The organism is Rhizobium sp. UGM030330-04, from assembly GCF_003208455.1.
GTDB lineage: Bacteria > Pseudomonadota > Alphaproteobacteria > Rhizobiales > Rhizobiaceae > Agrobacterium > Agrobacterium rhizogenes_A.
Map to the genome: position 1 here is coordinate 240,045 of NZ_QKML01000005.1, position 26,342 is coordinate 266,386.

Annotated in this window: 27 protein-coding genes; 17 read left to right on the plus strand and 10 right to left on the minus strand. The window is 61.6% G+C overall.

What is annotated here, in order from left to right; translation table 11 throughout:
- Positions 1–60: 60 nt before the first annotated feature.
- Positions 61–1,449 carry a M20 family metallopeptidase gene (locus tag N434_RS10030; protein ID WP_110757488.1) on the plus strand — a complete coding sequence of 463 codons (1,389 nt, stop codon included), beginning with the start codon at positions 61–63 and terminating at the stop codon, positions 1,447–1,449.
- On the opposite strand, the gene N434_RS10035 is transcribed toward N434_RS10030, so the two are convergent.
- Positions 1,446–2,054 carry a LysE/ArgO family amino acid transporter gene (locus N434_RS10035; protein WP_065115175.1) on the minus strand — a complete coding sequence of 203 codons (609 nt, stop codon included), beginning with the start codon at positions 2,052–2,054 and terminating at the stop codon, positions 1,446–1,448. The two genes, N434_RS10030 and N434_RS10035, sit on opposite strands and share 4 nt — an antisense overlap.
- Positions 2,055–2,430: 376 nt before the next feature.
- Here N434_RS10035 and N434_RS10040 point away from each other — a divergent pair, with 376 nt between their 5' ends.
- Positions 2,431–3,330, plus strand: a complete 900-nt coding sequence (locus N434_RS10040; RefSeq protein WP_065115177.1) for a LysR family transcriptional regulator ArgP — start codon at positions 2,431–2,433, stop codon at positions 3,328–3,330.
- A gap of 240 nt (positions 3,331–3,570) precedes the next feature.
- Here N434_RS10040 and N434_RS10045 read toward each other — a convergent pair whose 3' ends face one another.
- Positions 3,571–5,763 (minus strand): transglycosylase domain-containing protein, encoded by a 2,193-nt coding sequence (locus N434_RS10045; protein WP_065115178.1) that lies wholly within the window; start codon positions 5,761–5,763, stop codon positions 3,571–3,573.
- A gap of 256 nt (positions 5,764–6,019) precedes the next feature.
- Here N434_RS10045 and N434_RS10050 point away from each other — a divergent pair, with 256 nt between their 5' ends.
- On the plus strand, positions 6,020–6,499 hold the full coding sequence (locus N434_RS10050) for a YcgN family cysteine cluster protein (RefSeq protein ID WP_110757490.1): 480 nt from the start codon (positions 6,020–6,022) through the stop codon (positions 6,497–6,499).
- 167 nt (positions 6,500–6,666) lie between these two features.
- Positions 6,667–7,491: a class D beta-lactamase gene (gene blaOXA / locus N434_RS10055; RefSeq protein ID WP_065115180.1), complete on the plus strand. Its 825-nt coding sequence runs from the start codon at positions 6,667–6,669 to the stop codon at positions 7,489–7,491.
- A gap of 26 nt (positions 7,492–7,517) precedes the next feature.
- Here blaOXA and N434_RS10060 read toward each other — a convergent pair whose 3' ends face one another.
- Together N434_RS10060 and N434_RS10065 are read right to left on the minus strand one after the other, a co-directional pair.
- Positions 7,518–7,853 (minus strand): type II toxin-antitoxin system YafQ family toxin, encoded by a 336-nt coding sequence (locus tag N434_RS10060; protein WP_110757492.1) that lies wholly within the window; start codon positions 7,851–7,853, stop codon positions 7,518–7,520.
- Positions 7,850–8,125, minus strand: a complete 276-nt coding sequence (locus N434_RS10065) for a type II toxin-antitoxin system RelB/DinJ family antitoxin (protein WP_110757494.1) — start codon at positions 8,123–8,125, stop codon at positions 7,850–7,852. The genes N434_RS10060 and N434_RS10065 overlap by 4 nt, the downstream gene beginning before the upstream one ends.
- A 116-nt stretch (positions 8,126–8,241) precedes the next feature.
- Between N434_RS10065 and N434_RS10070 the strand changes: the two genes are divergently transcribed.
- The 6 genes from N434_RS10070 (at position 8,242) to N434_RS10095 (ending at position 12,985) form a co-directional block, all read left to right on the plus strand.
- Positions 8,242–8,850, plus strand: coding sequence for a class I SAM-dependent DNA methyltransferase (locus N434_RS10070; RefSeq protein ID WP_110757496.1), 609 nt, complete (start codon positions 8,242–8,244; stop codon positions 8,848–8,850).
- Positions 8,851–9,011: 161 nt separating this feature from the next.
- Positions 9,012–11,609: a heavy metal translocating P-type ATPase gene (locus N434_RS10075; RefSeq protein ID WP_181423931.1), complete on the plus strand. Its 2,598-nt coding sequence runs from the start codon at positions 9,012–9,014 to the stop codon at positions 11,607–11,609.
- A complete protein-coding gene (gene cueR, locus N434_RS10080) occupies positions 11,606–12,028 on the plus strand; it encodes a Cu(I)-responsive transcriptional regulator (protein ID WP_065115185.1) in 423 nt (140 codons plus the stop codon). Before N434_RS10075 ends, cueR begins: the two co-directional genes overlap by 4 nt.
- A gap of 55 nt (positions 12,029–12,083) precedes the next feature.
- Entirely contained in the window at positions 12,084–12,284 is a 201-nt protein-coding gene (locus N434_RS10085; RefSeq protein ID WP_110757498.1) for a heavy-metal-associated domain-containing protein, read from the plus strand.
- A gap of 76 nt (positions 12,285–12,360) precedes the next feature.
- Positions 12,361–12,630 (plus strand): ribbon-helix-helix domain-containing protein, encoded by a 270-nt coding sequence (locus N434_RS10090; protein WP_065115187.1) that lies wholly within the window; start codon positions 12,361–12,363, stop codon positions 12,628–12,630.
- Positions 12,620–12,985, plus strand: coding sequence for a type II toxin-antitoxin system RelE/ParE family toxin (locus N434_RS10095; protein WP_110757501.1), 366 nt, complete (start codon positions 12,620–12,622; stop codon positions 12,983–12,985). Before N434_RS10090 ends, N434_RS10095 begins: the two co-directional genes overlap by 11 nt.
- On the opposite strand, the gene N434_RS10100 is transcribed toward N434_RS10095, so the two are convergent.
- Complete coding sequence (locus tag N434_RS10100; protein WP_065115189.1) at positions 12,982–13,230, minus strand: hypothetical protein; 249 nt, start codon at positions 13,228–13,230, stop codon at positions 12,982–12,984. The two genes, N434_RS10095 and N434_RS10100, sit on opposite strands and share 4 nt — an antisense overlap.
- A gap of 178 nt (positions 13,231–13,408) precedes the next feature.
- Here N434_RS10100 and N434_RS10105 point away from each other — a divergent pair, with 178 nt between their 5' ends.
- On the plus strand, positions 13,409–14,797 hold the full coding sequence (locus N434_RS10105; protein WP_181423938.1) for an MFS transporter: 1,389 nt from the start codon (positions 13,409–13,411) through the stop codon (positions 14,795–14,797).
- A 21-nt stretch (positions 14,798–14,818) separates the two neighbouring features.
- Here N434_RS10105 and N434_RS10110 read toward each other — a convergent pair whose 3' ends face one another.
- A complete protein-coding gene (locus N434_RS10110; protein WP_077767646.1) occupies positions 14,819–14,992 on the minus strand; it encodes a hypothetical protein in 174 nt (57 codons plus the stop codon).
- A 71-nt stretch (positions 14,993–15,063) separates the two neighbouring features.
- Positions 15,064–16,782, minus strand: a complete 1,719-nt coding sequence (locus N434_RS10115) for a glycoside hydrolase family 32 protein (protein ID WP_110757631.1) — start codon at positions 16,780–16,782, stop codon at positions 15,064–15,066.
- 176 nt (positions 16,783–16,958) lie between these two features.
- Between N434_RS10115 and N434_RS10120 the strand changes: the two genes are divergently transcribed.
- Complete coding sequence (locus tag N434_RS10120; protein ID WP_110757632.1) at positions 16,959–18,419, plus strand: protein adenylyltransferase SelO; 1,461 nt, start codon at positions 16,959–16,961, stop codon at positions 18,417–18,419.
- A gap of 205 nt (positions 18,420–18,624) precedes the next feature.
- On the opposite strand, the gene N434_RS10125 is transcribed toward N434_RS10120, so the two are convergent.
- Positions 18,625–19,725 carry a saccharopine dehydrogenase family protein gene (locus tag N434_RS10125; protein WP_110757503.1) on the minus strand — a complete coding sequence of 367 codons (1,101 nt, stop codon included), beginning with the start codon at positions 19,723–19,725 and terminating at the stop codon, positions 18,625–18,627.
- 147 nt (positions 19,726–19,872) lie between these two features.
- Between N434_RS10125 and N434_RS10130 the strand changes: the two genes are divergently transcribed.
- A complete protein-coding gene (locus tag N434_RS10130; RefSeq protein ID WP_052817598.1) occupies positions 19,873–20,304 on the plus strand; it encodes an Lrp/AsnC family transcriptional regulator in 432 nt (143 codons plus the stop codon).
- 234 nt (positions 20,305–20,538) lie between these two features.
- Here the strand turns inward: N434_RS10130 and N434_RS10135 are convergent, their stop codons facing one another.
- On the minus strand, positions 20,539–20,907 hold the full coding sequence (locus N434_RS10135; protein ID WP_110757504.1) for a winged helix-turn-helix transcriptional regulator: 369 nt from the start codon (positions 20,905–20,907) through the stop codon (positions 20,539–20,541).
- Positions 20,908–21,049: 142 nt separating this feature from the next.
- On the opposite strand from N434_RS10135, the gene N434_RS10140 reads away from it, so the two are divergent.
- Positions 21,050–21,889 (plus strand): SDR family oxidoreductase, encoded by an 840-nt coding sequence (locus tag N434_RS10140; protein ID WP_110757506.1) that lies wholly within the window; start codon positions 21,050–21,052, stop codon positions 21,887–21,889.
- A 27-nt stretch (positions 21,890–21,916) separates the two neighbouring features.
- Here the strand turns inward: N434_RS10140 and N434_RS10145 are convergent, their stop codons facing one another.
- Complete coding sequence (locus tag N434_RS10145) at positions 21,917–23,557, minus strand: alpha/beta hydrolase (RefSeq protein WP_181423939.1); 1,641 nt, start codon at positions 23,555–23,557, stop codon at positions 21,917–21,919.
- 65 nt (positions 23,558–23,622) lie between these two features.
- Between N434_RS10145 and N434_RS26195 the strand changes: the two genes are divergently transcribed.
- The 3 genes from N434_RS26195 to N434_RS10160 all read left to right on the plus strand — a co-directional run bounded on the left by N434_RS26195 (position 23,623) and on the right by N434_RS10160 (position 25,856).
- A complete protein-coding gene (locus N434_RS26195; RefSeq protein WP_404943955.1) occupies positions 23,623–23,715 on the plus strand; it encodes a hypothetical protein in 93 nt (30 codons plus the stop codon).
- 357 nt (positions 23,716–24,072) lie between these two features.
- Complete coding sequence (locus N434_RS10155; RefSeq protein WP_110757510.1) at positions 24,073–24,600, plus strand: hypothetical protein; 528 nt, start codon at positions 24,073–24,075, stop codon at positions 24,598–24,600.
- On the plus strand, positions 24,597–25,856 hold the full coding sequence (locus N434_RS10160; protein WP_110757512.1) for a DNA-packaging protein: 1,260 nt from the start codon (positions 24,597–24,599) through the stop codon (positions 25,854–25,856). The genes N434_RS10155 and N434_RS10160 overlap by 4 nt, the downstream gene beginning before the upstream one ends.
- Positions 25,857–26,342 lie beyond the last annotated feature (486 nt).

A 26,342-nucleotide genomic window follows, 5' to 3' on the forward strand; every position in this document is an offset into this window, starting at 1 on the left:
GGAAAATGGCGCGGCTTGTTTAGTCTTCGTGAAAATGATCACAACCGGGGATATTCCATCATGTCGCGACAATCCGCAATCGACCGTGTCGCCGCCTGTTTCGACGATGGCAGCTTCGAGCGGGATCTGTCGCAACGCGTTTTACGACGGACCGAAAGCCAGAATGACGGGCAGAGTGAGGAACTGACGCTCTATCTGGAACAGGAAATGCTGCCCGCTTTCGCCGCCATGGGTTTTGCCTGCACCATCCTGCGTGATCCGGCGGCGGATCTGCCGTTTCTGATCGCCGAACGTCTTGAAGGCGATACTTTGCCGACCGTGCTCGGCTATGGCCACGGGGATGTGGTGCGTGGTCAGGATGAAGGCTGGGCGGAGGGCCTTTCGCCCTTCGTGATGTCTGAGCGCAATGGCAGATGGTACGGGCGCGGCACAGCCGACAATAAGGGCCAGCATTCGGTCAATATGGCGGCCCTGAAGGCCGTGCTCGAGACACGCGGCAGGCTCGGCTTCAACGCCAAATATCTGATCGAGATGGGGGAGGAGAGGGGCTCTCCCGGTCTGAGGGAGATTTGCCGCGACCATGGCGAGCGGTTGAAAGCCGATCTTCTGATCGCCTCCGACGGCCCGCGCCTGAATGCGGAGCGGCCGACGGTCTTTCTCGGTGCGCGCGGCGGCATCACCTTCGATCTGGTGATCGAGGCGCGCAAGGGCGGCCATCACTCCGGCAATTGGGGCGGGGCGCTCTCCAATCCCGGCGTGCAGCTGGCCCATGCCGTCGCAAGCCTTGTCGGCCCGACCGGCCAGATCCGCGTGCCGGAACTGGTGCCGGATGCGTTGCCGAAAGCGGTGCGTGAGGCCCTTGCCGATTGTGAAATCGATGGCGGGCCGGACGGCCCGAAGATCGACCCCGACTGGGGTGAGCCCGGCCTTTCCACCGCCGAGCGGGTTTTCGGTTGGTGCGCGCTGGAGGTGCTGGCTTTCGAGACCGGCAATCCGCGTGCGCCCGTCAACGCCATTCCGCCACGGGCGTGGGCGCGGCTGCAATTGCGCTTCGTCGTCGGCATCGATCCGCAAGCGGTGCTGCCCGCCGTGCGGCGTCACCTCGACCGGCAGGGTTTCGCCATGGTGGAAATCGCGCCTGCCGGCGACGAGATTTTCCGCGCCACCCGGCTTGATCCGCGGGATCCATGGGTGGATTTCACGCTGCGCTCCATCGCCCGCACGACGGGCAGGAAGCCGGCGCTTCTGCCTAATCTCGGCGGTTCGCTGCCGAATGATATCTTTGCCGATATCCTCAAGCTGCGCACCATCTGGGTGCCGCATTCCTATCCCGGCTGCTCGCAGCATGCGCCGAACGAACATCTGCCGAAGGAGATCGCCCGCGAGGCGCTTGCCCTCATGGCCGGGCTCTATTGGGATATCGGAGAGGGGGATACGCCGCCGCTTTAGGCGCCCATGACGAGCTTGAAGGCAATGGCCCACATGGTGACGGCGATGACGCCTTCGAGAATGCGCCAGGCGGACGGTTTTTCGAAGATCGGCCGCAGCCAGCGCGCGCCGTAACCCAGTGAAAAGAAGAACAGCAGGGAGCCGGTGGCCGCGCCCGCCGCGAAGGTTTTTTCGAAGCCGGGAAACTGCGTGGAAATGGTGCCGAGCAGCACGACGGTATCGAGATAGACATGCGGATTGAGAAAGGTCAGCGCAAGGCAGATAGCCAGCGTCTGCCACAGGCTCGCCTCCTGCCGCTCCGCCACCGACAGCGCCTCGGATGAGCGCAGCGCCGAATGCAGGCTTTTTGCGCCATACCAGACGAGGAAGGCGGCCCCCGCATAACGCATGATGGGATCGAGTGCCGGCATGATGGCGCTGATCCGCTGGAAGCCGAATACGCCAACGGTGATCAACAGCGCATCGGCAATGGCGCAGGTGGCGCAGACGGCAAACACATGCGAGCGCGCCAGACCCTGCTTCAGAACGAAGGCATTCTGCGCGCCGATGGCAACGATGAGGCTGAGGCCCATCGTCAGGCCGGTGAAGAAGATTTGTATGTCCATGCGCGTCGCGGCCCCTGCCTCTGTCCATGCGGAGTGGCCGGAGGCGTTGCTTCCAGACCGAGTGCTTGGATATTTGGGTGGAATAGTTTAATCCAGTTAAATAAACTCAATCCAGATAAGCTGAGCTAATGCACCCTGACGCGATTCCACGGATGGATATCAAGAGCGCTTTCCTCACCTCCACCCTCATTCCTGTGCTTGTCACAGGAATCCAGCCGACGCGCGTCTGCGCGACGGGAGAGTCTTTTCAGCCCAAGGACTTGGGCTTGCTGGATTCCTGTGACAAGCACAGGAATGAGGGCAGGGAGGACCGCCGCCAATGGTCCGAGCCCTTGCATGTGCTATGTCAAAACCAGCCTTCACAGCGGGTATCATAATGCTCGACTATCCCTCCATGCGCGCCGTGGCGCTCGTTGCTCAAACCGGCAGTTTCGAAAAGGCGGCGCAGGTGCTGTGCGTCACGCCGTCGGCCGTCTCCCAGCGCATCAAGCAGCTGGAGGAGCGGCTGGGCGTGGTGCTGATCGTGCGCGGTAACCCCTGCGTGGCGACGGAAAAGGGCGAATGGCTCTGCCGTCACATGGATCATGTCGGCATGCTGGAAAGCGAATTGTTCCGAGAGCTTCCGGCGCTGGCGGAAGCGGGGGCAGCGCAGGAGCGTGTGACGCTCAACATCGCCACCAATGCCGACAGCCTCGGCACATGGTTTCTGGATGCGGTTTCGAAATTCACCGGCGGCAGCGATTATCTCGTCAATATCGCGGTGGACGATCAGGACCACACGGTGGAATGGTTGCGCGGCGGCAGGGTGCTCGCCGCCGTCACCGCCCATGCCAAGCCCGTGCAGGGCTGCCGGGTCCTGGCCCTCGGCGTGCTGCGCTATCATGCCACCGCCAGCCCGGATTTCATGGCCCGCCACTTCGCCGATGGTGTGACACCCGCAGCCCTTGCCCGCGCTCCGGGGCTGACCTTCAACCAGAAGGACAGGCTGCAGGCGAGCTGGATCAGGCAGGCGCTGGGCGAGGACGTCTCCTATCCCACCCACTGGCTGCCCTCGACGGATGGTTTCGTGAAGGCAAGCCTTTCCGGCATGGGCTGGGGGCTCAACCCGGTGCAGCTTGTGGGGGAGCATCTCAAGGCAGGGAGGCTGGTCGAGGTCGTTCCCGGCACGCCGCTCGATATTCCGCTTTATTGGCAGGTCAATCGTCTGGCCGCCGACCGTCTCGGCGCGCTCACGGCGGATGTGGTGGAGACGGCGAGGGCGGTGTTGTTGCGCTAAGTTGCGGATTGGAGAAATGGTCGCGACGGAGTGTGTGGCGTACCCCCCTCTGCCCTGCCGGGCATCTCCCCCTCAAGGGGGGAGATCAGCTAGAAGCACTACCTCAACTTCACTCTTAAGCGTTGAGATGGGCAAGGCCGAGCCACAGATCGATCTCCCCCCTTGAGGGGGAGATGCCCGGCAGGGCAGAGGGGGGTGAGCCACACACTCCGACAGAATCTTCAGGCAATGCGCCACACTTCACCGCCGCGCCGCATCCTCCGCACCCTCACGCAACGACGCATCCGCCACCTTCTGCGTCGTCACACTCAATGCCGAAGCGTCCTTCATCTTCTTGGCGATGGAGCGGATCACACGTGTGGCCTCGGCCGAGAGCGAGCGCGGGCGGGTGAGCGCCGGCATTGAGGGTGTGTTGGCGGATGCGGCCGCCACTTCCGCCGAAGGCTGCGGGCGCGCGCCCGTCGGCAGCGGGTTCTGGATGCCGGGAATGGGGCGCAGCTCCATGCCCTGATGGGCGTAATCCATCAGCCGCTTGAAGGTCATGGCCGGAAGCGCACCACCGGTCATGTTGTTCATCGGCGTGAACTCGTCATTGCCGAACCAGACGGCGGTCGTATAGTTGCCGGTAAAGCCCACATACCAGGCATCGCGATAGGCCTGCGACGTTCCGGTCTTGCCGCCGGAGACGATGCCGTTATCCAGCGCGCCGCGCCGGGCCGTGCCCATCACCGGAATGGTCACCAGCATCTGGTTCATCTTGGAATTGGCGTCTTCAGAAAGCACCCGTTTGGCGGGCGGCTCGTCATGGCTGAAATCGTAGAGAACGTTGCCCTCGTAATCCAGCACCTGCTCGATGCCGTGGCGGCGCGACTGCATGCCATCGGCCGGGAATACGGCATAGGCGGTGGCCTGGTCGAGAACCGTCACTTCCGATGTGCCGAGCGGAATGGTCTTGTCGCTGCGCAGCGGTGTTGCCACACCCATGGCCTTGGCGGTATCGACGATCACCTGCGTGCCGAGCACGTCCTTGGCGAGCCGCACAGGCACGGTATTGTAGGACTTGGCGAGCGCCATCTGCAGCGTCACCCTGCCGGCATAGGAGCGGCCGTAATTCTGCGGCGACCAGCCGCGCCAGGTGACCGGCGCGTCGGAGATCAGCGTTTCCGGCTTCATGCCCTTTTCCATGGCGGCCGAGTAGGTGTAGACCTTGAAGGAGGAGCCCGGCTGGCGCAGCGCCGCCGTGGCACGGTTGAACTGGCTTTCGCCATAATCGCGCCCGCCGACCATGGCGCGCACGCCGCCGCCATTCTCGATCATCACCATCGCGCCCTGCTTGACGCGGTAACCCTCGCCGAATTCGCGAAGGCCCATTTCCATCGCCTGTTCGGCCGCCTGCTGCAGGCCGGTATCGATGGTGGTACGCACGACGACGGTGTGGTCCCTGAACTTGCCCTCGGCGGCCAGCCGCTGCACTTCGTCAAAGGCCCAGTCGAGGAAATAATCCGGCGCCTTCACATCGGCGCGATCGATGACGGTGGCCGGGTTGCGCCGCGCGCCGATCACCTGGCCCTCGGTCATCAGCCCGCTCTGCACCAGGTTGGAAAGCACGGTGTTGGCGCGCGCACGGGCTGCCGGCAGGTTGACATGCGGCGCATATTTGGCCGGCGCCTTGAAAAGCCCGGCCAGGATGGCGGATTCGGCCAGCGTCACGTCGGTCAGGTTCTTGCCGAAATAAAACTGCGCCGCCGCAGCAGCACCGAAGGTGCCGCCGCCCATATAGGCGCGGTCGAGATAAAGGCTGAGGATTTCCTTCTTCGACATGTTGGCCTCGAGCCACAATGCGAGAAAGGCTTCCTTGATCTTGCGCTCCAGCGAGCGCTCATTGGTCAGAAACAGGTTCTTGGCAAGCTGCTGCGTCAGCGTCGAGCCGCCCTGTACCACGCCGCCGGCGCGGGCGTTTTCGCTCATGGCGCGGGCAAGGCCGATGAAGTCGATGCCGAAATGGTCGAAGAAACGCCGGTCCTCGGTTGCCAGCACCGCCTTGATGAAATGATCCGGCATCTGGTCGATCGGGACGCTGTCTTCATGGATGATGCCGCGATGGCCGATGGTGTTGCCGTAACGGTCGAGGAAGGTGACGGCGAAATCGCCGCGATAACGCCAGTCCTTCTTGGTTTCCTCGAAAGCGGGCATGGCGAGCGCCAGAAGCACGATCGAGCCGGCCGTTCCGAAAGTCAGCGCGTCGCAGGTCAGGTTGACGGCAAGCTTCTTCCAGCCGCGAACATGCAGCTTGCGCGAGGCGATGGTGACGTCTTCCCAGAAATCCACCAGCCTTGCCGCAGCCGTCCACAGACCGGAATCGATGAAGCTATCGATCCTCAGCAGGATATGCCGTTTCTTGCGGCCTTTTTTTTCGTCTTTTTCTTCCTGCACCTGGCGATGTTTTCCTGTTCAACGCAACGCGGATCGTCGGTATTTCTGCGTTTCAACCCATTCCCGACGCAAAACCATGGCATGTTTGTGTCGGAATTGCTTGACGCGGCGGCTTCTTGCGGGCCAATGACCCTCTGCCGCCTGCCAATATGCTAAAATATCGTACAAACCAGCCCTTGGCGATACGATATAAAGGATTAGGGACCGGTTAAACCTGGGCCCTCCAGGAGATCAAAATGAGACGGAAATGTTAACGATGAATGACGCGCCGTTCTGGAAAACCAAATCCCTTCCCGAGATGACCGGCGAGGAATGGGAAAGCCTGTGCGACGGTTGCGGCCTGTGCTGTCTTAACAAGCTGGAGGACTGGGACACCGGCGAAGTGGTGTTCACCTCGGTTCGCTGCGTGCTGCTCGACGGCGAGAGCTGTCGGTGCTCCGACTACGAAAACCGCCGCGCCACCGTGCCGGACTGTATCCAGCTCGACCTGAAGAAGGTGCATGAGATCGGCTGGCTGCCGCCCACCTGCGCCTATGCGCTGGTGCGCGATGGCAAGGATCTCTACTGGTGGCATTATCTCGTTTCCGGCGATACGCAGACGGTGCATCAGGCCGGCATTTCCGCGCGCGGACGCACCGTCAGCGAGGCCGATGTGGATGTTGACGACTTCGAGGATTATGTGGTCGACTGGCCGCTGACAGTGGGTGAGACGGCGAGCGAAAGGGAGCGGACCTGACGGAAGACGTCAATTCTTGTTTTGGTCCTATTCCTGCCCCATCCGTCTCCTAATGCATGTTATCCGAAAGCGGTCACGGTTTCGGGATCGACTTGTCTGAAATCAAAGACAGCTTCCGGCCATTCCGGCAAATGATCCGCAAAAGCGGACGAGGGACATCAAAACGCATGCGCTACCGGCTGCCCGCCATCGTTCTTTCATGCCTTGCCCTTCCGGGGCTCCTGCCGCTTTCCGTTTCCGCCCAGCAACAGCCCCAGGCTTTTGAATGCACGCTGGTCACGTCAATCGAGACCGGCGCAATCATCAACCAGCAGGGCGCCTGCGACCAGCGCGTCGCGCCGGCCTCCACCTTCAAGGTGCCGCTGGCGCTGATCGGCTTCGATGCCGGCATCCTTCAGGATGAAAAGACGCCCGCATGGGACTGGAAACCGGGTACCGAGGCCCGTGCCGCCGACCGCAAGACGGTCGACCCCTCCATATGGGAGCAGGATTCGGTTCTGTGGTATTCGCGCGAAATCACCCGCCGCCTCGGTCCGGAAAAATTCGCCGCTTCCGTCAAGCGCCTTGGTTACGGCAATGCCGACGTATCCGGCGAGCCGGGCAAGAACAACGGCCTCACCCATTCCTGGCTCGGCGCGTCGCTGACCATCTCACCGGTGGAACAGGTGGGCTTCATCCGTCGTCTGCTGGCCGGTAACCTGCCTTTTTCCCGCGATGCGCAGGCGAAGACACGCGCGATCGTGCCGGTTTTCGATGCGCCGGAAAGCTGGGCCGTGCATGGCAAGACCGGCACCGGCTACATGCGTGACGAAAAAGGTAATCCCGACCGCAACCGCCCCTTCGGCTGGTTCGTCGGCTGGGCGGAGCGCGAAGGCCAGCACATCGTCTTCGCAAGGCTGCGCGTTTCCGACAAACCGTCGAATGAACCGCTCGGCCCCGCCGTACGCGACGCCTTCCTGCGCGATATTCCGCGGCTGGCGGTGCATCGGTAGGAGGATCGTTGGTTTGGGCTACGTCTTTATCTGAAAAGTTCAGCGTGCGTTCCGGCGCGCGTGAAAACGACGAGATTCTGCTTCTCATCGAGGATGTAGATCAACAGAAAGTCGCCGCCGACATGGCATTCGCGATGATCGCGCCAATCTCCGGTCAATTCGTGGTCATGAAACTGTGGCGGTAACGGCCCCTCATTGGCGACGAGGAGAAGCATGATCTTCTTCAGTTTATCCATATCGTAGCGCCCGGAATTGTTCAGCCGCTGCCAGTCTTTAAGAAATTGCCGTGTAAAATCTGAACTGCGCGGCAACGTCGTCCGCTTTGATGCGGCCGGTTTTTCACGGCCTTTGCCGTCTGTCACCGCTTGTCGCCGGCAAGGGCGGTGAGCATAGCTTCCGCTGTTTCGAAGCGGGGACGCCTCGCCGCCGCGATAGCGCGTGCTTCCTCGATAGCGGCAAGTGTTTCGGCATTGGGTCGCGTCAGTTCGATGGGCAGGGCTTTTTCGCGGGCGATCCGCGTCAGCATCATACGCATGACATCGGAAACGGTCAGCCCCAGACTGTCAAGCACAGCGGTCGCGTCGTCCTTGATGGCCTGATCGATACGCGCTCTCACATAAGCATTTGCGGTCATGCTCGACCTCCTTTTGATAATGTTGTATGTAGCTCAAATGAGCATCATTTTCAATATTCGATGCATAAGCGACGGCGTGGCCGTGTTGCCCTGAACCCGGGAAAGGACATCAAAAAATGTCGAACGCCTCCCGCGATGTCATCGGGCTCTATACCGAACACGGCGCTGATTTCGACAAGGAGCGCGGCCGCTCCCTTGCCGAAAAACCATGGCTGGACAGGTTCGCTTCGCTTTTGCCCGGTGGCGGTTCCATTCTCGATATCGGCTGCGGTTCCGGTGAACCGATTGCCGGCTATTTCATCGCCAGTGGTTATGACGTCACAGGCATCGACGCGTCCCTGCCGCTGATCGAACTTTGCCGCAGCCGGTTTCCGGAAAATCTCTGGGCGGTTGCCGATATGCGCGAGCTGGCTCTTGGTCGCCGTTTTGACGGTTTGATCGCCTGGCACAGTTTTTTCCACCTGACACCCGAGGATCAACGCCTGATGTTCGGCATTTTCCGCCAGCACGCCAATGACGGTGCTGCCCTGATGTTCACGGCCGGGCCGGGACAGGGCGAAGCGATAGGCACGTTTCAGGGCAAGCCGCTTTATCATGCCAGCCTTGCACGCGACGACTATGAGAGCCTGCTCGCCGCACATGGGTTCCGGCTTCTCGATCACATCGTCAATGACCGGCAATGCGGTGGGGCGACGGTTTATCTTGCCAGACGCGTGGCGGTCTGAGGCGACCGCACGGTTATCTGACAGCCAAGGTGAACGGCGGAAATCCCTGCTTTTATGGCTGGTGCCAGTGCTCACGATTGTGTGTTCAACAAAAAGCTTGCCCATACCTTGACCTTCCCATCATGGGAAGCCCTACATAGGGTCTCGAAAGGGGATTTCCCATGAACGAGACAGTCAGACACGCCCATTCGAACCAACCGGTTTCCATTCCCGTGGAAGGCATGACCTGCGCGTCATGCGTGCGGCGGGTGGAAACGGCCGCGGCCAAGGTGCCGGGCGTCGCCTCAAGCTCGGTGAACTTCGCCACGAAGAAGCTCACCGTCGAGCCCGTCGAGGGCTTTTCAGCCAGGACGCTCGGTGCCGCCATCAAGAAGGTCGGTTACAATATCGCACCGGACCGGCATGAATTTGTCGTCGAAGGCCTGCGCAATGACGCGGATGCCGGGCGGTTGAAAGCCGTTCTGGACGCCGTCGCCACCACCGTCGACGTGAAGGTGGACGCCGCAACCGGCAAGGTGGCGGTGGAAACCATCGGTGGCCGCCGTGAGCGGGATGCCCTGGTGGAAACGGCAAAGCTCGCCGGCTTTGCGCTGACGACACGCAAGCCGCACAATCATTCCGCCCATCAAGACCACAGCCAGCACCAAAGCCAGCACCATGGACATCATCAGGGCCACAGCCAGATGGCGATGGCCGGCGAAAGCGGCGGCCATGACCATATGCAGCATGCCGGCGAAGAGGGCGCGCTGAAACGCGACCTGACGATTGCCGCCATCCTGACGGCACCGCTTTTCGTGCTGGAAATGGGCGGCCATCTCTATGAGCCGATGCATCACTGGCTGATGGGCATCATCGATACGCAGAACCTCTATTACATCTATTTCGTGCTGGCGACGGCGGTGATTTTCGGGCCGGGCCTGCGCTTTCTCAAGACCGGTTTTCCGGCACTCTTGCGCGGCGCGCCGGAAATGAACTCGCTGGTGGCGCTGGGTGTCACGGCGGCCTATCTCTATTCCGTGGTGGCAACCTTCGCGCCCGATCTGCTGCCGGCAGAGGCGCAGTTCGTCTATTATGAAGCGGCAACGGTCATCGTCACGCTGATCCTGACCGGACGGCTTCTCGAAGCCCGCGCCAGCGGCCGCACGGGAGACGCCATCCGCAAGCTGATGAGCCTGCAGGCGAAGACCGCCCGGGTGGAGCGCGACGGTGCGACCATCGATATTTCCCCTGACGATCTGGTGACGGGCGATATCGTCGTCATCCGTCCCGGCGAAAGGCTGGCGGTGGATGGCGAAGTCGTCGAAGGCTCGTCCTACGTCGATGAATCGATGATTTCAGGCGAACCCGTGCCGGTGGAAAAGACGGTCGGCGCAGCGGTCGTCGGCGGCACCATCAACAAGACCGGCGCTTTCAAATTTAGGGCAACCAAGGTCGGCGCGGATACCATGCTGTCGCAGATCATCCGCATGGTGGAGGAGGCGCAAGGCTCCAAACTGCCGATCCAGCTGCTGGTCGACCGCGTTACCGCGCTGTTCGTGCCCGTTGTCATCGCGATTGCGGTGCTGACCTTCATCGTCTGGGCGATCTTCGGTCCCGAGCCTGCCTATACATTCGCGCTGGTCAATGCGGTCGCGGTGCTCATCATCGCCTGCCCGTGCGCCATGGGTCTCGCCACGCCGACCTCGATCATGGTCGGCACCGGCCGGGCGGCGGAGCTGGGTGTGCTGTTCCGCAAGGGGCAGGCCCTGCAGGAACTGCGCTCGGCGCAGATCGTCGTGGTCGACAAGACCGGTACGGTCACCAAGGGCCGTCCGGAACTGACCGACCTGGTGGTTGCGGAAGGGTTTGCCGATAACGAAGTGCTGGCGCTGGTCGCCGCCGTCGAAGGCCGTTCGGAACATCCGATTGCCGAAGCCATCGTCCGGGCTGCGGAAGAAAAGAAGGTGGCGACCCCTGCAGGACTCGAACCTGCGACCGTCGAGAACTTCGAAAGCGTCACGGGTTACGGCATCGCGGCCACCGTCAATGGCCGCAGGGTCGAAGTCGGCGCGGATCGTTACATGGTCAAACTCGGCCATTCCGTGGAGATTTTCGCTGAAGCCGCCGCAAGGCTGGGTGACGAGGGCAAGACGCCGCTTTATGCCGCCATCGACGGCAGGCTGGCGGCTGCGATTGCCGTCGCCGATCCGCTGAAGCCCTCGAGTGTCACTGCGATCAAAGCGTTGCAGGCGATGGGTATCGAAGTGGCGATGGTGACGGGCGACAATGAACGCACGGCAAACGCCATCGCCCGGCAGGTCGGCATCTCCCGCGTCGTGGCCGAAGTTCTGCCCGAAGGCAAGGTGAAGGCGATCCACGAAATGCGCGCCGGCGGCAAGGTGCTGGCCTTCGTCGGCGACGGCATCAATGACGCGCCGGCACTGGCCGAGGCCGATATCGGCATTGCCGTCGGCACCGGCACGGATGTCGCCATCGAAAGCGCCGATGTGGTGCTGGTCGGCGGTGATCTTCTCGGCGCAGTCAACGCCATCGAGATGAGCCGGGCGACCATGCGCAACATCAAGGAAAACCTGTTCTGGGCCTTTGGTTATAACGTGGCGTTGATACCGGTTGCGGCGGGCGTGCTTTATCCCGCCTTCGGCATCACGCTGTCGCCGATGATCGGCGCGGGCGCCATGGCGCTGTCCAGCGTCTTTGTTCTCGCCAACGCGCTGCGGTTGAAACGGGCGAAAGTCGCGCACAGGGAGGTGACGTCGTGAATATCGGCCAGGCATCGGAAGCATCGGGCGTTTCCGCCAAGATGATCCGTTATTACGAGCAGATCGGCCTCATCACCCCCGCCGCCCGCACCGGCAATAATTACCGGGTCTATGGCGAGCAGGACGTGCACAATCTGCGCTTCATCAAGCGGGCGCGCACGCTCGGTTTCTCGCTGGAAGAAACCGAGACGCTGCTGAAACTCTGGCAGGACAAGAGCCGCGAGAGTTCGGCGGTGAAGGAGATCGCGCTCGTCCATATCGCCGATCTCGAGCAGAAGATCGCCGAGATGAAGAGCATGGTGAAGACGCTGTCACATCTCGCCCATTGCTGCGGCGGCGATAACCGGCCCGATTGCCCCATCCTCGACGATCTCGCCGGCGCTGAAAAGAGCGTCGGCGAGCCGGCAAGAACCCACTGAACTGCAATGACAGCCGGCGCGACCATATCGCTACCGGTCAAAAGGAGAAAAAACCATGAGTGCAACCATCTTCCTCGTTTCGGACATGACCTGCGGCCATTGTGAAAAGACCCTGCGCGGCGCTCTCGCCGACGTGCTGCCCGACGCGTCCGTCAGCATCGATCTCGCCACCCACAAACTCACGGTGACGGGCGACGCCGCAACGGCGGAAGCGGCGATCCGCGATGCCGGTTATTCGCCGGAACGGGTGGGCTGAAAGCCATTCTTGCTGGAATGAACATGGAGGGTGTGCTACTGAGTAGCATCATCCTCCATGCTAAAGGAGTGCCGCAATGTCCGTCAAGGCGTCCGTATCCATTTCCGATCAGCAGGACAGCTTCGCCCGCCGGCTGGTGGAGGAAGGGCGTTATGCCAGCCTCAGTGCCGTCGTCCAGCGCGGGCTGGAACTACTCCGGCAGGAAACCGAGCTGAAGGACGCCGAGCTTGCGGCGCTTCGTGATTTGCTGGTCGAGCGGGGGCAGGGCGACTTCGTCTCCGTGGAAGACGGCAAAGACAGAACCACAGCGATGATAGCAGCCAAGAAGGCCGGCTATGGCCTTTAAGGTCGTGCGCTCGACACAGACGGATCAGGACCTCGGCCTCATTCTCGACCATCTCATCCAGTCCTATCTCGACCTTGGTGATGCTTTGCCGGGGGCTTTCGCGCGCGCTGCACGACGCGTCGGGTCAATTGAAGCGGATATGGAAGCGCTTCACAAAGCGCCTTTTCAGGGGACATTATTGACCGGAATATTACCCGGCCTTCGCCGGGTAACGAAAAATCAGGCTGTCTTTTATTTCGATGTCGACGAGGGTGAAAAGACCGTGCGTATTCTCGCGGTCTTTTTCGGCGGGCAGGACCATCTGCGCCATATGCTCACGCGTCTTGTGTCTCGTCGCGCCCCGAATCTTCCCTAAACCTCATCGAAAGCCCCGCCTTCCCGCGAGGGATTGCGGTTGATGACGCGTTCCTCGGCATCGTCGGGCAAGGCCTCGTCGCTTTCCTGGTAGGGGTCATCCTCGCTCTCAGCCTCTTCCTCCTCGATTTCCTGTTCGATGGATTGCGGGATTTCTCCCTTGGCGGGAAGGGCGTCGATGTCGAGATCGAGCAGATCCTCGTCCATGGCGTCTTCGTCGAGAGGCATGATCTTCCTGCGGTCCATGACGGTGTCCTTTCTGTCGGTTCACTTGGCAAACGGCTCGCGCGCGCGCAGGGTTCCTGCCGCCGTGGAATTCCTTCAGGTCGGATTGCTTGAAAAAGCCGACTTGACCTCAATGGTGCTTGAGGTTCTAGTTTGCCCGCCGTATCGCAAAAATCGAAAGGATACGGCTTTGACGAGTATGGAAATGACGGAGAAAAACGGCTGGGGCGAATTGCTGAGCGGAGCGAACCTCTCGCTTCTGACCGTCATATCCTCCGGTATCGGCCTGCACGCCTTCAACCAGTTCGCGGTGGTGACGGCCTTGCCTGTCGCCGTCAACGAAATCGGCGGCGCCGCCTTCTACAGCTGGGCCTATAGTCTCTATTTCGTCGGCTCCGTGGCCGGCGGTGTCACCGCCGTGCTGTTTCGCGAGCGTTTTGGCGCACGCGCCGTTCTGCTTCTGTGCTGCCTGATCTTTTCCTTCGGCTCGGTCCTCTCCGCAATCGCCGGGGATTTTTTATGGGTCGTCGTCGGCCGGGCGTTGCAGGGGCTGGCAGACGGGTTGATCGTGGCGGTGTGCTACAGCCTCATACCCGCCGGTTTCCGCTCCGGCCTGCTGCCGAAGGTCTTTGCCATCGAGGCGGCGATCTGGGCGGTCGCCTCCTTCATCGGCCCGCTGACCGGCGGTTTCGCCACCGAGCACATGTCCTGGCGCGCCACTTTCCTGCTGTCGGCGCCGCTGATCGTGCTGCTGCTGGTCTACACGACCGTCGCCGTCTCAGTCGAGCGGCCGGTGGCGGCAACGCGCAAACCGCTGGTGCCCCTCATTCTGTGCCTCGTCGGCGCATTGGCCTTTTCCGCGCCTTCCGCCTTTGAGGATGCAAGCCTGCGGGCGATTTCCCTGCTGGCGGGTGCGGCGCTGTTATGGGCTTCGCTGCGGGCGGGCATCCGGCCCTCCACCGGGCTTTTCCCGAAGGATTCCTTCCGGTTGAAAACCGTGCTTGGCAGTGGTTTCTGGGTGCTGTTCCTGATGTCCTATGCCCATGCGCTGGGCAGCGTCTATCTCGCTTACGTCGCCATCAACCTGTGGCGCTACGAGCCGACCTTCGCCGGCTTCATCGTGGTGACGATGCCGCTTGCCTGGAGCTTCGTGGCGATGCTGATCGGCAGCCTGCGCTTCGGCCGGCTCAGGGAAATTTGCCTGCATTACGGCCCCTACCAGATGGTGCCGGGCTGCGCCCTGCTGGGGCTGGGGCTTGCGAGCGGAAACTGGGGCGAGATGCTGCTGGGGCAAATCCTCATCGGCTCGGCCTTCGGCATGTCATGGGCCGGTATCAGCCAGGCCGCCATGGAGGCTGCGCCCGAGGAGGAGCGCAAGATGACGGGCGCGTTGCTGCCCACTGTTTCGACACTGGGTGCGGCGGCAGGCGCGGGCGCCAGCGGCACCGTCGCAGCCGCCACCGATCTCGTTGCGCAGATCGAAAGCGCCGATGTGACGATGCCGATGGTGTATCTTTACGGGCTGGGTGTTCTGGTCTCGCTCATCGCGCTTGTGACTGCCCGCGGCCTGCGCGGTGCATCACGCTGAGTGCCGCGCGCCGGAAAGCGGTTACGACTGGGTGGTGGCGATGGTGATCGCCGCCAGGTAAACCACGAAGGACATGATCGCGATTGCCCCGATAATGATGATGATGCCCTTGCCGGCGCGTTTTTTCTCGGCCCTGTTTTCATTGGCTTCGGTCGGGAACAGGATGGGATCGCTGGTATCGCGGATTTTGGTCATGCCGTTTCTCCTTTTGCGGGTCTGGTCGGCTGTTTCTGAATGATCAACCGCCCGGTCCGCCAAAAGGTTCCTCAGGGGCGCAGCGCCCACGTCGTGGCATGGACCACCGCGCCCGGTGCCGCCTTCAGCACGGCCGAACGCACGGGTTCGAAACCCTCGATGCGTTTTGTGCCGACATACCGGCCCCGGTTGGCAAAGACCTCGATGGAGCCGTAATCGAGGAAGATCCTGAGGCGAGAGGCCCTTGCGCCCTTGGCGATGTAATGCGGCGAAGCGCCGTCCCGTCCATCCTCATGGCGGATCCACAGGCCGGTTTCATCCGAGACGAGACCGAGCGTGACCGTCGGGTGCTCCAGCGCCAGTTCGAAAGGTGCGCCGGGTGAGGAAAGCTCGAACAATATTTCCACCGCTCCGTTGATGAAGGTAACGCGTTCGCCGGCGGCAAGGCGCGTGCGGTCGAGAATATGGCTGCGCAGGCTTTCCGCCGCGCCGATGGGCGGGGTCAGAAGCTCGCCGTTGAGGTAATGAATCCGGCGCGGCAGCGTCATGGAGGTGGGAAAATCGATTTCCGGATTGGCATCCGCCCAATTGGCGAGCCAGCCGATACCGATGATGCTGTCACCATCCAGAAAGGCCTGAAAGGCGTAGTTGTCGGTGCCGAAATCCAGTTCCTGACCGAATTCTTTGGTGAAGGCCTTGCCGTCGAACCACCCGACATCGGCCATGGTGAGGTTCTTGCGGCCGGTTTCCGGGTCTTCGGAATGCATCAGCCCGTAGACCAGAACCCAGCGGGTGGAGCGGGCATTGGCCGGACCGTCGAGCGGCAGCAGGCAGGGGCATTCGATGGCGGTCGTCCTGTAGCGCGTTTCCACCCACAGCTTGCCCACATAGGTCCATCCGGAGGCCGCCGTGGGGTCCTGCGTCTCGTAAAGCAGGATGACGCCGCCGCCATCGCTCTGGCTGCCGAGCACCATTTTCCACAATCCATCGGGGCCACGAAACACGTAAGGATCGCGGAAATCCGGCGTCAGCCCCTGTCCGTCCGGGCGGTGGCCCAGAACGACCTCTGCCTGCCCGGCCATGATGAGATCGGAAGAGGTGGCGGTGAGCTGAATCTGCTGTTCGGGAATACGGTCCTGCACCTGTTCGGTGAAGAAGACGCGGATGCCGGTGCCTTCCACCAGCGGAATGGTGGAGCCGGAATAGGCGCCGCCGCGCTTGTCCGGCCGCGTCGTCAGGTCTTCGGAGGGGAACAGGAAGATCGGCAGATGCCGCCAGCGCAGGTAGTCCGAGGAGACGGCATGGCCCCAATGCATGGTGTTCCAGCGCAGCCCGTGCGAATAATGCTGATAAAACAGATGCGGGCGGCCTTCGAAACGGCCAAACCCGTTCGGATCGTTCATCCAGCCGAAGGGCGGACGGAAGTGATAGCTATCGGGCAGCTCGGGAGCGGCGTTATCAGGCTTGGTGTGGACGACGGTGATGCCGGTTTCCAGCACATCCGAAGCGGTGAACCAGTAGATGACGGAAACGGCGGTCGTGACCGTGTCATAGCTTAGCTCCACATGGCCGCCGCCGAACACCTGATAGATTCGAAAACCGAACTCTTCGGTATTGATGCTTGAAACTTCAGCGAATTTTCCATTCTGGTTGGAGAAGGAGACGGCACCGGGTTCGGCCGCCTTTTTTGCCTTCAGCCAGACATGGAAGGTGGCGTTGACCGGCAGGTCGGTGTGGAGGGTGCGGATGGCGCTTTCCGATACTTCCGTCACGGTTTCAACGACGCTCATTGCTGTTCCTTTCATTTCGGCATTCTGCGGGTCAAGCATAGGAACGATGATGGCGCTGGAAAGTTCATTGCGCAAAATACAATGAGTGGCGTTATAGGCACGGTGTGACGGTATTATCGCTCGCAACTGCGGCCTTGCCGCCCCATATAAAGGCAAAAGCAGGGAGTTTACCCGTGATCAGATTCGACAATTCCTATGCCCGCCTGCCGGAGCGGTTCAGCGCCGCCGTGCTGCCGACGCCGGTGAAGGCGCCGCGCCTCATCGCCTTCAATCGCAAGCTGGCAGACGAACTCCTTCTGGATGTTTCCGGCCTTGACGACGAAAGGCTGGCGGCGATCTTTTCCGGCAATGTCGTGCCGCAGGGGGCCGAGCCGCTGGCGATGGCCTATGCCGGCCACCAGTTCGGTGGCTTCGTGCCGCAGCTGGGCGATGGTCGCGCCATTCTTCTCGGCGAAGTGATCGACGCGAATGGCAGGAGGCGGGATATCCAGCTCAAGGGTTCCGGCCCCACGCCCTTTTCGCGCAGGGGCGACGGGCGCGCCGCCCTCGGACCGGTGCTGCGCGAATATATCGTTTCGGAAGCTATGTTTGCGCTCGGCATTCCCGCCACGCGGGCCTTGGCGGCGGTTCTGAGCGGCGAAAGGGTGCAGCGCGAGGTCGGGCTGCCGGGCGGCGTCTTCACCCGTGTTGCGGCAAGCCACATCCGTGTCGGCACCTTCCAGTTCTTCGCCGCGCGCGAGGATGACGAGGCGATCAAAAACCTTGCCGACCACGTGATCGACCGCCATTATCCCGATGCGAAAAATGCGGACAACCCCTATCTGGCGCTGCTGCGCGGCATCGCTGAAAGGCAATGCGACCTTATTGCCCGCTGGATGATGGTGGGTTTCATTCATGGCGTGATGAATACCGACAATATGGCGGTATCCGGCGAGACCATCGATTTCGGCCCCTGCGCCTTCCTTGATGAATACCACCCCAACAAGGTCTTCTCATCCATCGATGCGCAGGGCCGTTATGCCTTCAACAACCAGCCGGGCATCGCCCAGTGGAACATCGCCAGGCTGGCGGAATGCCTGTTGCCGCTGCTCGATCCTCAAGTGGAAAAGGCCGCCGAACTTGCCAATGCCGTTCTCGCCGGTTTCGCCGCCGCCTTTCCCAAGCGCTGGCTGGCCGGCATGCGCGAAAAACTCGGACTGACGCTGGAAGAGGAAGGCGATCTCGATCTCGTGCAGGCACTTCTGGCTCTGATGCAGGCGTCGGAAGCGGATTACACGCAGACCTTCCGGCGGCTTTCCCATGCGGCGAATGGCGATGCCGAACCATTTCGCGGCATGTTCATCGATATCGCCGGGGCGGATGAATTTCTCGCCCGCTGGCGGGAGCGCGCCGGCCGCGAGGATATTTCCGATGCTGACAGGTCACGGGCGATGTTATCAGTCAATCCGGCGGTCATCCCGCGTAACCACCGTATCGAGGAACTGATCGAGGCGGCGGTGGAGGACGATGATTTCGAGCCGTTCCACGCCATGCTGACGGCAATCGCGACGCCCTTCGAGGAGCGGCCGGACAATTTTGTCTACATGCAGCCGCCGATGAGCCATGAGCGGGTGTTCAGGACGTTTTGCGGGACGTAGGGGCAAAGCTGATCCGGGACGCTGGAACGAGCGGATGCCGCCTGTTTCTTCTCCCCGCCGGGGAGAAGTCCGCGGCAGCGGGATGAGGGGGCAAGCTCTCCGAAATCCGGCTACGTTTCCCCCTCATCCGACCCTTCGGGCCACCTTCTCCCCGGCGGGGAGAAGAAACCCAGCGGCAACGCCGCGCCCTATAAATACTAGCTCTTCACCCCACCCGGGCCAGCGGTTCATGTGAGCCATAATACCGGCCGAACCGGTTTTCGAGGAATTTCGGCAGCGCCACTTCTTCCTGCCGCACGAAGCCCTTCTGCGGCAGGGAACCCTCGGCAAGCAGATCGAGAACCGTGCAGATGCCTGCTGCGGTGGTGATCTGGATGGCGCTCATCATCCGGCCGGAAACAGGGCCCGCATAGACCTTGTTGGCATATGTTTCCTGCAGGAAACGGCCGTTGCGGGTGCCGCAGACGGTGACGAAGACGATGACGACATCCTGCATGGTGCCGGGCAGGGCGTTTTCGAACAGGTCCTTCAGCACATCGCGGCGGTTGCGCAGGTTGAGGTCGTTCAGAAGCGCCTTCATGATTGCCACATGGCCGGGATAACGGATGGTGCGGTAATTCATCGTCCGCACCTTGCCTTCCAGCGTGGCGCAGAGCGTGCCGAGACCGCCCGAGGTATTGAAGGCCTCGTAGGTAACGCCGTCGAGCGAAAATTCCTCGCGCTCTTCCAGCGCCGGAACGGCGGTAAGGCGGCCTTCGACGATGGCTTCGCAGGGCTCGATATATTCGTTGATCAGCCCGTCCGTGCTCCAGGTAAGATTGTAGTTGAGCGCATTGGACGGATATTGCGGCAGCGCGCCGACACGCATGCGCACGCTGTCGAGCTTGTCGAAGCGGGCGGCGAGATCTGCGGCGACGATGGAGATGAAGCCGGGCGCCAGACCGCATTGCGGAATGAGCGCGGTCTCAGCCGTTTCCGAGAGCGCCTTGACCTTGCGGGTGGATTCCACGTCTTCGGTGAGGTCGAGATAATGCGTGCCCACAGTGACCGCCGCCTCCGCAATGCCCGCCGTCAGGTGGAAGGGGGCTGCGGAAAGCACGGCGAATTTGCCCTTCAGCAGTGCTTCCAGCGCCGGGCGATCGGCGATATCGACGATCTCGGTATCGACGCGCTCATGCGCCGGCACATTGGCCAGCTGGTCGGCCGAGCGGTCGGCAACCGTGATGCGATAATCGCCTGTTGCGGCCAGCATCCAGGCGATGGCTGAACCGATATTGCCCGCGCCGATGACGACAATGTTTTTCATGTTTTTGTTCCCCGCAGTAAATTCGCATGTCTTTGCGCAACGAATGCGCCTCAGAGACAGAATGCCAGCTTCTATTGACGATTCGCAGCTTCACTATGTGCAGATAGCGGTCTATTATTGGACAGTTAGACGAGAGGATTGATCATTATGACGATCGCCGACAAGGATCGGGCGCTGCTGGCCCTGCTTTCCGAAAATGCCCGCATGCCGGTGGCGGAACTGGCGCGCAAACTCGGCCTTTCCCGCACGACCGTGCAGGCGCGCATCGAGCGGCTGGAGGCAGACGGGGTGATTGCCGGTTATGGCCTGAGGCTTTCGGAAAGCTATCTTTCCGGGCTGGTGCGCGCCCATGTGCTGATTACCATTGCACCCAAGGCGCTGCCCGGCGTGACGGCCGCGCTTGCCGCCATCAAGGAGGTCACGACGCTGCATTCGGTGAGCGGCACATTTGACCTGATTGCGATTCTGGCCGCCCCTTCGATCCTCGATCTCGACCGGCTGATCGACCGCATAGGCGCGCTTGACGGTGTGGAGCGCACGCTGTCGTCGATCATTCTTTCGACGCGGATTTCGCGGTAGGGATGTTTTGGGAAGTGTAGGGTACGCAAAACCTACTTCCGTCATGCCGGACTTGATCCGACATCCAGCCGCAGCGCGTCTGCGCGGCGAATAGAGTCCTTTCAGCCCAAGGACTTGGGCTGGCTGGATACCGGCTCAAGGCCGGTATGACGGAAGAAATGTTCTACAAAACGAAGCGGCAAAGGCGCTTGTCTCTCCCATGCTTTTGTCACTACGCGAGGGCGCGAAGACCATCTAAGCCGGCGCCCTCTCGTCATAGGCCCTCTGTGCCGCCAGCACCGCGTCCATATTGCCCTCCGCCCAATGCGCAAGCGCCGCCACCGTGTCGGTCAGCGTCCGCCCCAGCGGCGTCAGCGAATATTCGACCGTTACCGGAACGGTTGGAAAGGCTTGCCGGGAAATCAGCCCGTCACGCTCGAGCTTCTTCAGCGTCTGCGACAGGACCTTCTGCGAAATGCCCTTGATCTCGCGCCGCAGCAGGTTGAAGCGCACGGGATCGCGCCGCAGCTTGTCGAGGATCAACAGCGCCCATTTGTCGGCGATCCTGTCCAGCACCATGCGGGTGGGGCAGCGGTCCTCATAGACGTCATAGATGTTTTCCATCGGTCTTTTCCATCTTCTTACGGCCACGCCGGTTTCCGCGAGGAAACCAGATAACCGAAAAGTGCTCTCTTTTCATGATTTCGCAAACGCAGTACCTGTGTTTCCGAAACATGGTTTCCATTAGATACTAAGGAGATTTGAGATGACAGGCAAGATACTCGTAATCGGTTCCACCGGCACCATCGGCACGCCGCTGGTCAAGGCACTTCTGGCAAAGGGTGAAAGCGTCAAGGCTGCCTCGCGCAGCGGCAAGGCGGCGGATGGCGCCGAAGGGGTGCGTTTCGATTATACCGACCGGGCAACTTACGCCGATGCATTCGACGGCGTGGACCGGCTGTTCCTGATCCTGGCGGGCGGGCGTCTGGATGCCATCGACGCTTTGACGCCCGTTGTCGAGGAGGCGGCGCGTCGCAAGGTGAAGATCGTTTTCCTCAGCGTCCTCGGTGTCGATGCCGACGATTCCATTCCCTATCGCCAGATCGAACTGAAGATCATCGCGTCGGGTACGCCTTACGTCATCCTGCGCCCCAACTGGTTTGCCGATAATTTTCACAGCTACTGGAAGGCCGGCATTGAACATGGCCAGATCGCCGTGCCGGCCGGCGAGGGCAAGTCGAGCTTCATCGACGTGCGCGATATCGCCGACAGCGCGGCTGCCGCGCTGACCTCCGACGCCTTAAATGGCAGGGCCTTCAACCTGACCGGGCCGAAGGCCTTCGGCTACGGCGAGGCAGCCGCGGTGATTTCAAAGGCGATCGGCAAGCCGGTTTCTTATGCCGCCGTTTCGGATGAGGTCTTCATCGGCATCCTCACCGGTGCGGGTGTGCCGAAGGATTATGCCTCTTTCCTCGCCTCGATCTTTTATCCCGTGCGTGAAGGCTGGACAGCGGTGGTGACCGGTGATGTCGAGACCCTGACCGGCCACGCGCCGCGCTCGCTGGAAGCCTATGTGGCCGACCATCTGGACGCGCTGAAGGGCTGACGCCGGCAAGCGATACGCCCGCCGCGCTCACGCCGGATCGGTGGAGCCGCGGCGGGCCTTGAAGAACATCTTCAGCCGCTGGGTCTCCTCGGCGCTCCAGCCGTCGGGCTGCGTCACCTCCATCCATGCATCGATGTAGTGTTCCGGGGCATAGACATGGCCGTAACCGATCGGTGCGGTGGTGGCGGCGGCGACATCGAGACCGAGCTGCAGCAGCGTCACCACCGGGAACCATCGGAACGACGTGGAAACGTCAGGCCCGTGATGTGCCATCCACTCTGGACGCCGATAAAGCGAAGCGGTTTCGAAGAAGGTGATCGGGTCGCTCGCATATTGCAGATAGACGATCCGCATCGGCCCCCATTTCGCATCGGGCATATGGGCGGTGGTATATTGGTTGGCAAAACGGATGACGGAGGAATCGCGGAAACGCGGCAGCCATGCCGGTGTGCCCTCAACCCGCCCGTTGGTGGCCATGCGCCATGTGGGGCTGGAGAACGGTGGGCCGCTCCACAGCGCGCCCTGAAACGGATCGGACAGCACGTCGTAAAGATCGGAGGACTTCTGCGAATTGAGCGAACCGAGGCTGAGGCCATGCAGATAAAGTTTCGGCCGGGTTTCCTTTGGCAGAGTGGTCCAATAACCATAGACGGCGTGGAACAGCGCGCGCGCCGTTTCAACGCCGTAGTCAGGCTCGGTAAGAAGCGCGATCCAGCTGGAAAGATAGGAATATTGCACGGCGACGCTGGCGATGTCGCCATCATGCAGATATTCCACCGTGTCAAGCGCTTCGGGGTCGATCCAGCCGGTGCCGGTCGGGATGACGACCAGCAGCACCTTGCGTTCGAAACCGCCGACCCGCTTCAGTTCCTCCAGCGCCAGTTTGGCTCTTGCTTCGGGTGTCGAAGCGGAATTCAGACCGGCATAGACCCGGAGCGGTTCGCTGGCCGGACGGTGGGTGAAGGCGGTGATTTCCTGCGCTTCAGGCCCGCCTGCCACGAATTCCCGCCCGCGACGGCCAAGCGATTCCCATGTCATCAGCGACGCGCTGCTGCCGGTCTTCAGCGGATCGGACGGGCGCGGCACGTCAGGCTCGATCAGTGCATCCACCTGTTTCAGCGAGGAATCGGCAAATTTCAGGCCGATATCGAAGATCAGGCCGTTGAGCAGCATCCATGACAGCACGATGGCAGCGGCAATGCCGAGAACATTGGCGAGCCGGCGCGGCAGGAAATGCCGACTGCGCGCGGCAAAGAACCGGCGGATAAGCTGGAAGAGCCGGCCGGCGCCAATCAGGATGGCGGCGACCAGTACGGCAAGGCCACCGGTCTTGGTGGGATGGGCGCTTGGCAGCGGATCGAGCTCCATCAGCACGCGGATGGAATTCTGCCAGTCCTTCGCCTGCCACAAAAACGCAATGGCCGTGATGGCGGCAGCAAGCGCGATGAGAAAACGAACGCTGCGGACATTGTGGCGCGAGGGTTCTGGCAGTTCCAGATAGGCCCAGACGGCGTGCAGGGCGACACCGATCAGATAACCGATGGCAAAGGAAAATCCGCACAGAACCCCCTGCATCAGCCATGTGCGCGGCAGAAGCGAGGGTGTGAGCGAAGCGCAGAACAGGACCGTACCGAAGACGATGCCGGTTGCCGAAAGACCCGCAAACAACCGCCCAACCCATTGTTTCACCAACTTGACCTGCCCCTTCTGCTCATTGCCTGGCGCGGAGTGTAATATGCGGCGGGCGAGGGTGCAAATCCTGTTGGCAGGATAAAAATCATCAAAATAGGAAAATAATCCTTTACACCGTGACGGTGGTTTGGTAGTGTTTGGCTACGGTCGGAGATTTGCGGCTGACGGCAGAGGCCGGTTCGAAGGGTTGCCTTCGGGGTTGATGACGAGCCGCCCTATATTTCTCAGCGATACCGCAGTCTATCCGATTGGCTGTCCAGCTCCCATACCAAGGCATGTTTCTCCCGTCATTCCGGCCTTGAGCCGGAATCCAGCCAGCCCAAGTCCTTGGGCTGAAAAGACTCCTTTCGCCGCGTAGACGCGCGTCGGCTAGATACCGGCCCGAGGCCGGTATGACGGGGAGAGAAATGCTTCGTCTCAGAAAAAACGGGCGATAGCGCGACAGAGTCACTTGATCCCAATCACTGCCATTTTTCTCTCAGGCCGATTCCATGACGAATTCTGACACTTGCGACCCGGTGCTCTGCAGCGCGTGGCCGGAACGGCCTGCCTATGTCGGTGACGACATGCCGGATACCGCGCCTGAGACAAAGTCGCGGGCCGACAAGCTGGCCGCCGAGGATGCGGCGCGTAACGGCGAGCTAAGGCAGATGCTGAACGAGATGACGGAAGAGATGCGTGATCAGTTCCACCTGTACCGCACCCTGCGGCAGGAGAGCGAGGCGGCCCTGTTGGGAGCTGCGGATGACGCTCCCGGCAAACAGGCGCGTGCCGATGTGAAGGCTGCGACGGATCAGCTTTCGCTGATCGTGCGCACGCTGGAGCGCATCGACGCCTTGCAACGGGTGTTGGCGGAAGAGAGGGAAGCGCTTGCCGCTGAGGACGAAACCGATACCGAAGACTACGAGGCCGCAGTGGCGCATTTCCTCAAACGCATCGACGAACTGGCCGACCAGAAATGCCGCGCCAAGCTGGAGGCGGGGCTGACACCGGTTGCATCCGGGGAACCTGATGCATGACGGAGCTTTCGCCCGACCCTCATATCAAGGATCAGGTCTTTGCCCTTTCGCACGACTGGCGTTTCCTTGGCAACCTGCCGCAGCAGCCGCCTGAGGGCGACTGGCGGACATGGCTTTTGATCGGCGGGCGCGGTTCCGGCAAGACCCGCGCCGGTGCCGAGTGGGTGCACGGCATTGCTTCCGCCGGCAAACAATCGGATTTGCGCATCGCGCTCATTGCGGAAACGCTGGGTGACGCCCGCGAGGTGATGATCGACGGTATTTCCGGCATCTGCCGTATCGCCCGCCGTCGCCGTCCCGCTTTCGAGGTCACGCGCCGCCGGCTCCTCTGGCCGAATGGTGCGATGGCGCAGGTGTTTTCCTCGGAAGACCCCGAAAGCCTGCGCGGCCCGCAATTCCACATGGCCTGGGCGGATGAGCTGGGAAAATGGAAATATCCGCAGGAAACCTGGGACATGCTGCAATTTGGCCTTCGACTGGGCGAGGCACCGCGGCAACTGGTGACCACGACGCCGCGACCCATTCCGCTGTTGAAGGCGCTGCTGGCCGATCCTTCAACGCGGGTTGCGCGAATGCCGACCGCCATGAATGCGCAGAACCTGTCGCCCGGTTTCCTGAAGGCCATGCAGGACCGTTACGGCGGCACGCGGCTGGGGCGTCAGGAAATCGGCGGCGAGCTGATCGACGAGCGCGAGGGAGCATTGTGGAAACGCGCCGATCTCGAAACAATTGTCGAGGTGACGCATGAGCCGCTCTCGCGGATCGTGGTGGCGGTCGATCCGCCTGCCGGTGCAGGTGAAAATTCCTGCTGCGGCATCGTCGTTGCGGGGCTTGGCATGTCGGGCAAACTCGCCGTGCTTGCCGATTGTTCGGTGGAAGGCGAAACACCGGCCGGCTGGGCCCGCGCGGTGGTCGCCGCCTTCCGCCGCCACGCGGCTGACCGGGTGGTGGCCGAGGTCAATCAGGGCGGAGAGATGGTGCGGGCGATGCTGCAAAGCGTGGACGCCGACCTGCCGCTCACTCTGGTGCGGGCCAGCAGAGGAAAATTCACCCGCGCCGAGCCGGTCGCCGCACTTTACGAGCAGGGCAGGGTGCGTCACGCCGCGCGGTTTGAGAAGCTCGAAGACCAGATGACGGATTTCGGGCCGGATGGCCTGTCATCCGGTCGCTCGCCCGACCGGCTGGACGCACTTGTCTGGGCGATAACGGCGCTGACGACGATGGTGGTGAATGAGCCGAGGGTGCGCGGGATGTGAGTTGATTGATACGTCGCGTCCACCATCACGGGCAATGACTGGCACACGGATGCCGCGTGTTTCTTCTTCCCGAGGGGGAGAAGGTCGCGGCAGCGGGATGAGGGGGCGACGGTAGAGATAATTAGAGAGGTTACCCCCTCATCTGACCCTTCGGGCCATCTTCTCCCCGGCGGGGAGAAGAAATTTTCAGCACCGTATCCGCCCATGATCGGGCGTCGGACAGGTCTTACTTCTTCGGAGATTGCGCCGGTTTCGGCTGGGAGCCGGTTTCGCGCATCTGGCGCCACTCGTTTTCGAGACGGTCATAAACGGTCTGGGGGATTGTCGCTGTCATGGTGGCATTCCTCCTTGAATGGTTAACGCAGCTGGATTGCGCGGTGAATGGAGTTAGCGCGCTAAGGTTCCGGAATTCAAGGATTTTTTTACCCCAAAACCGCGGTCTGCGGATTAAAATCGATTAAGGTTTTTTCAAATCGATTTAGTCCT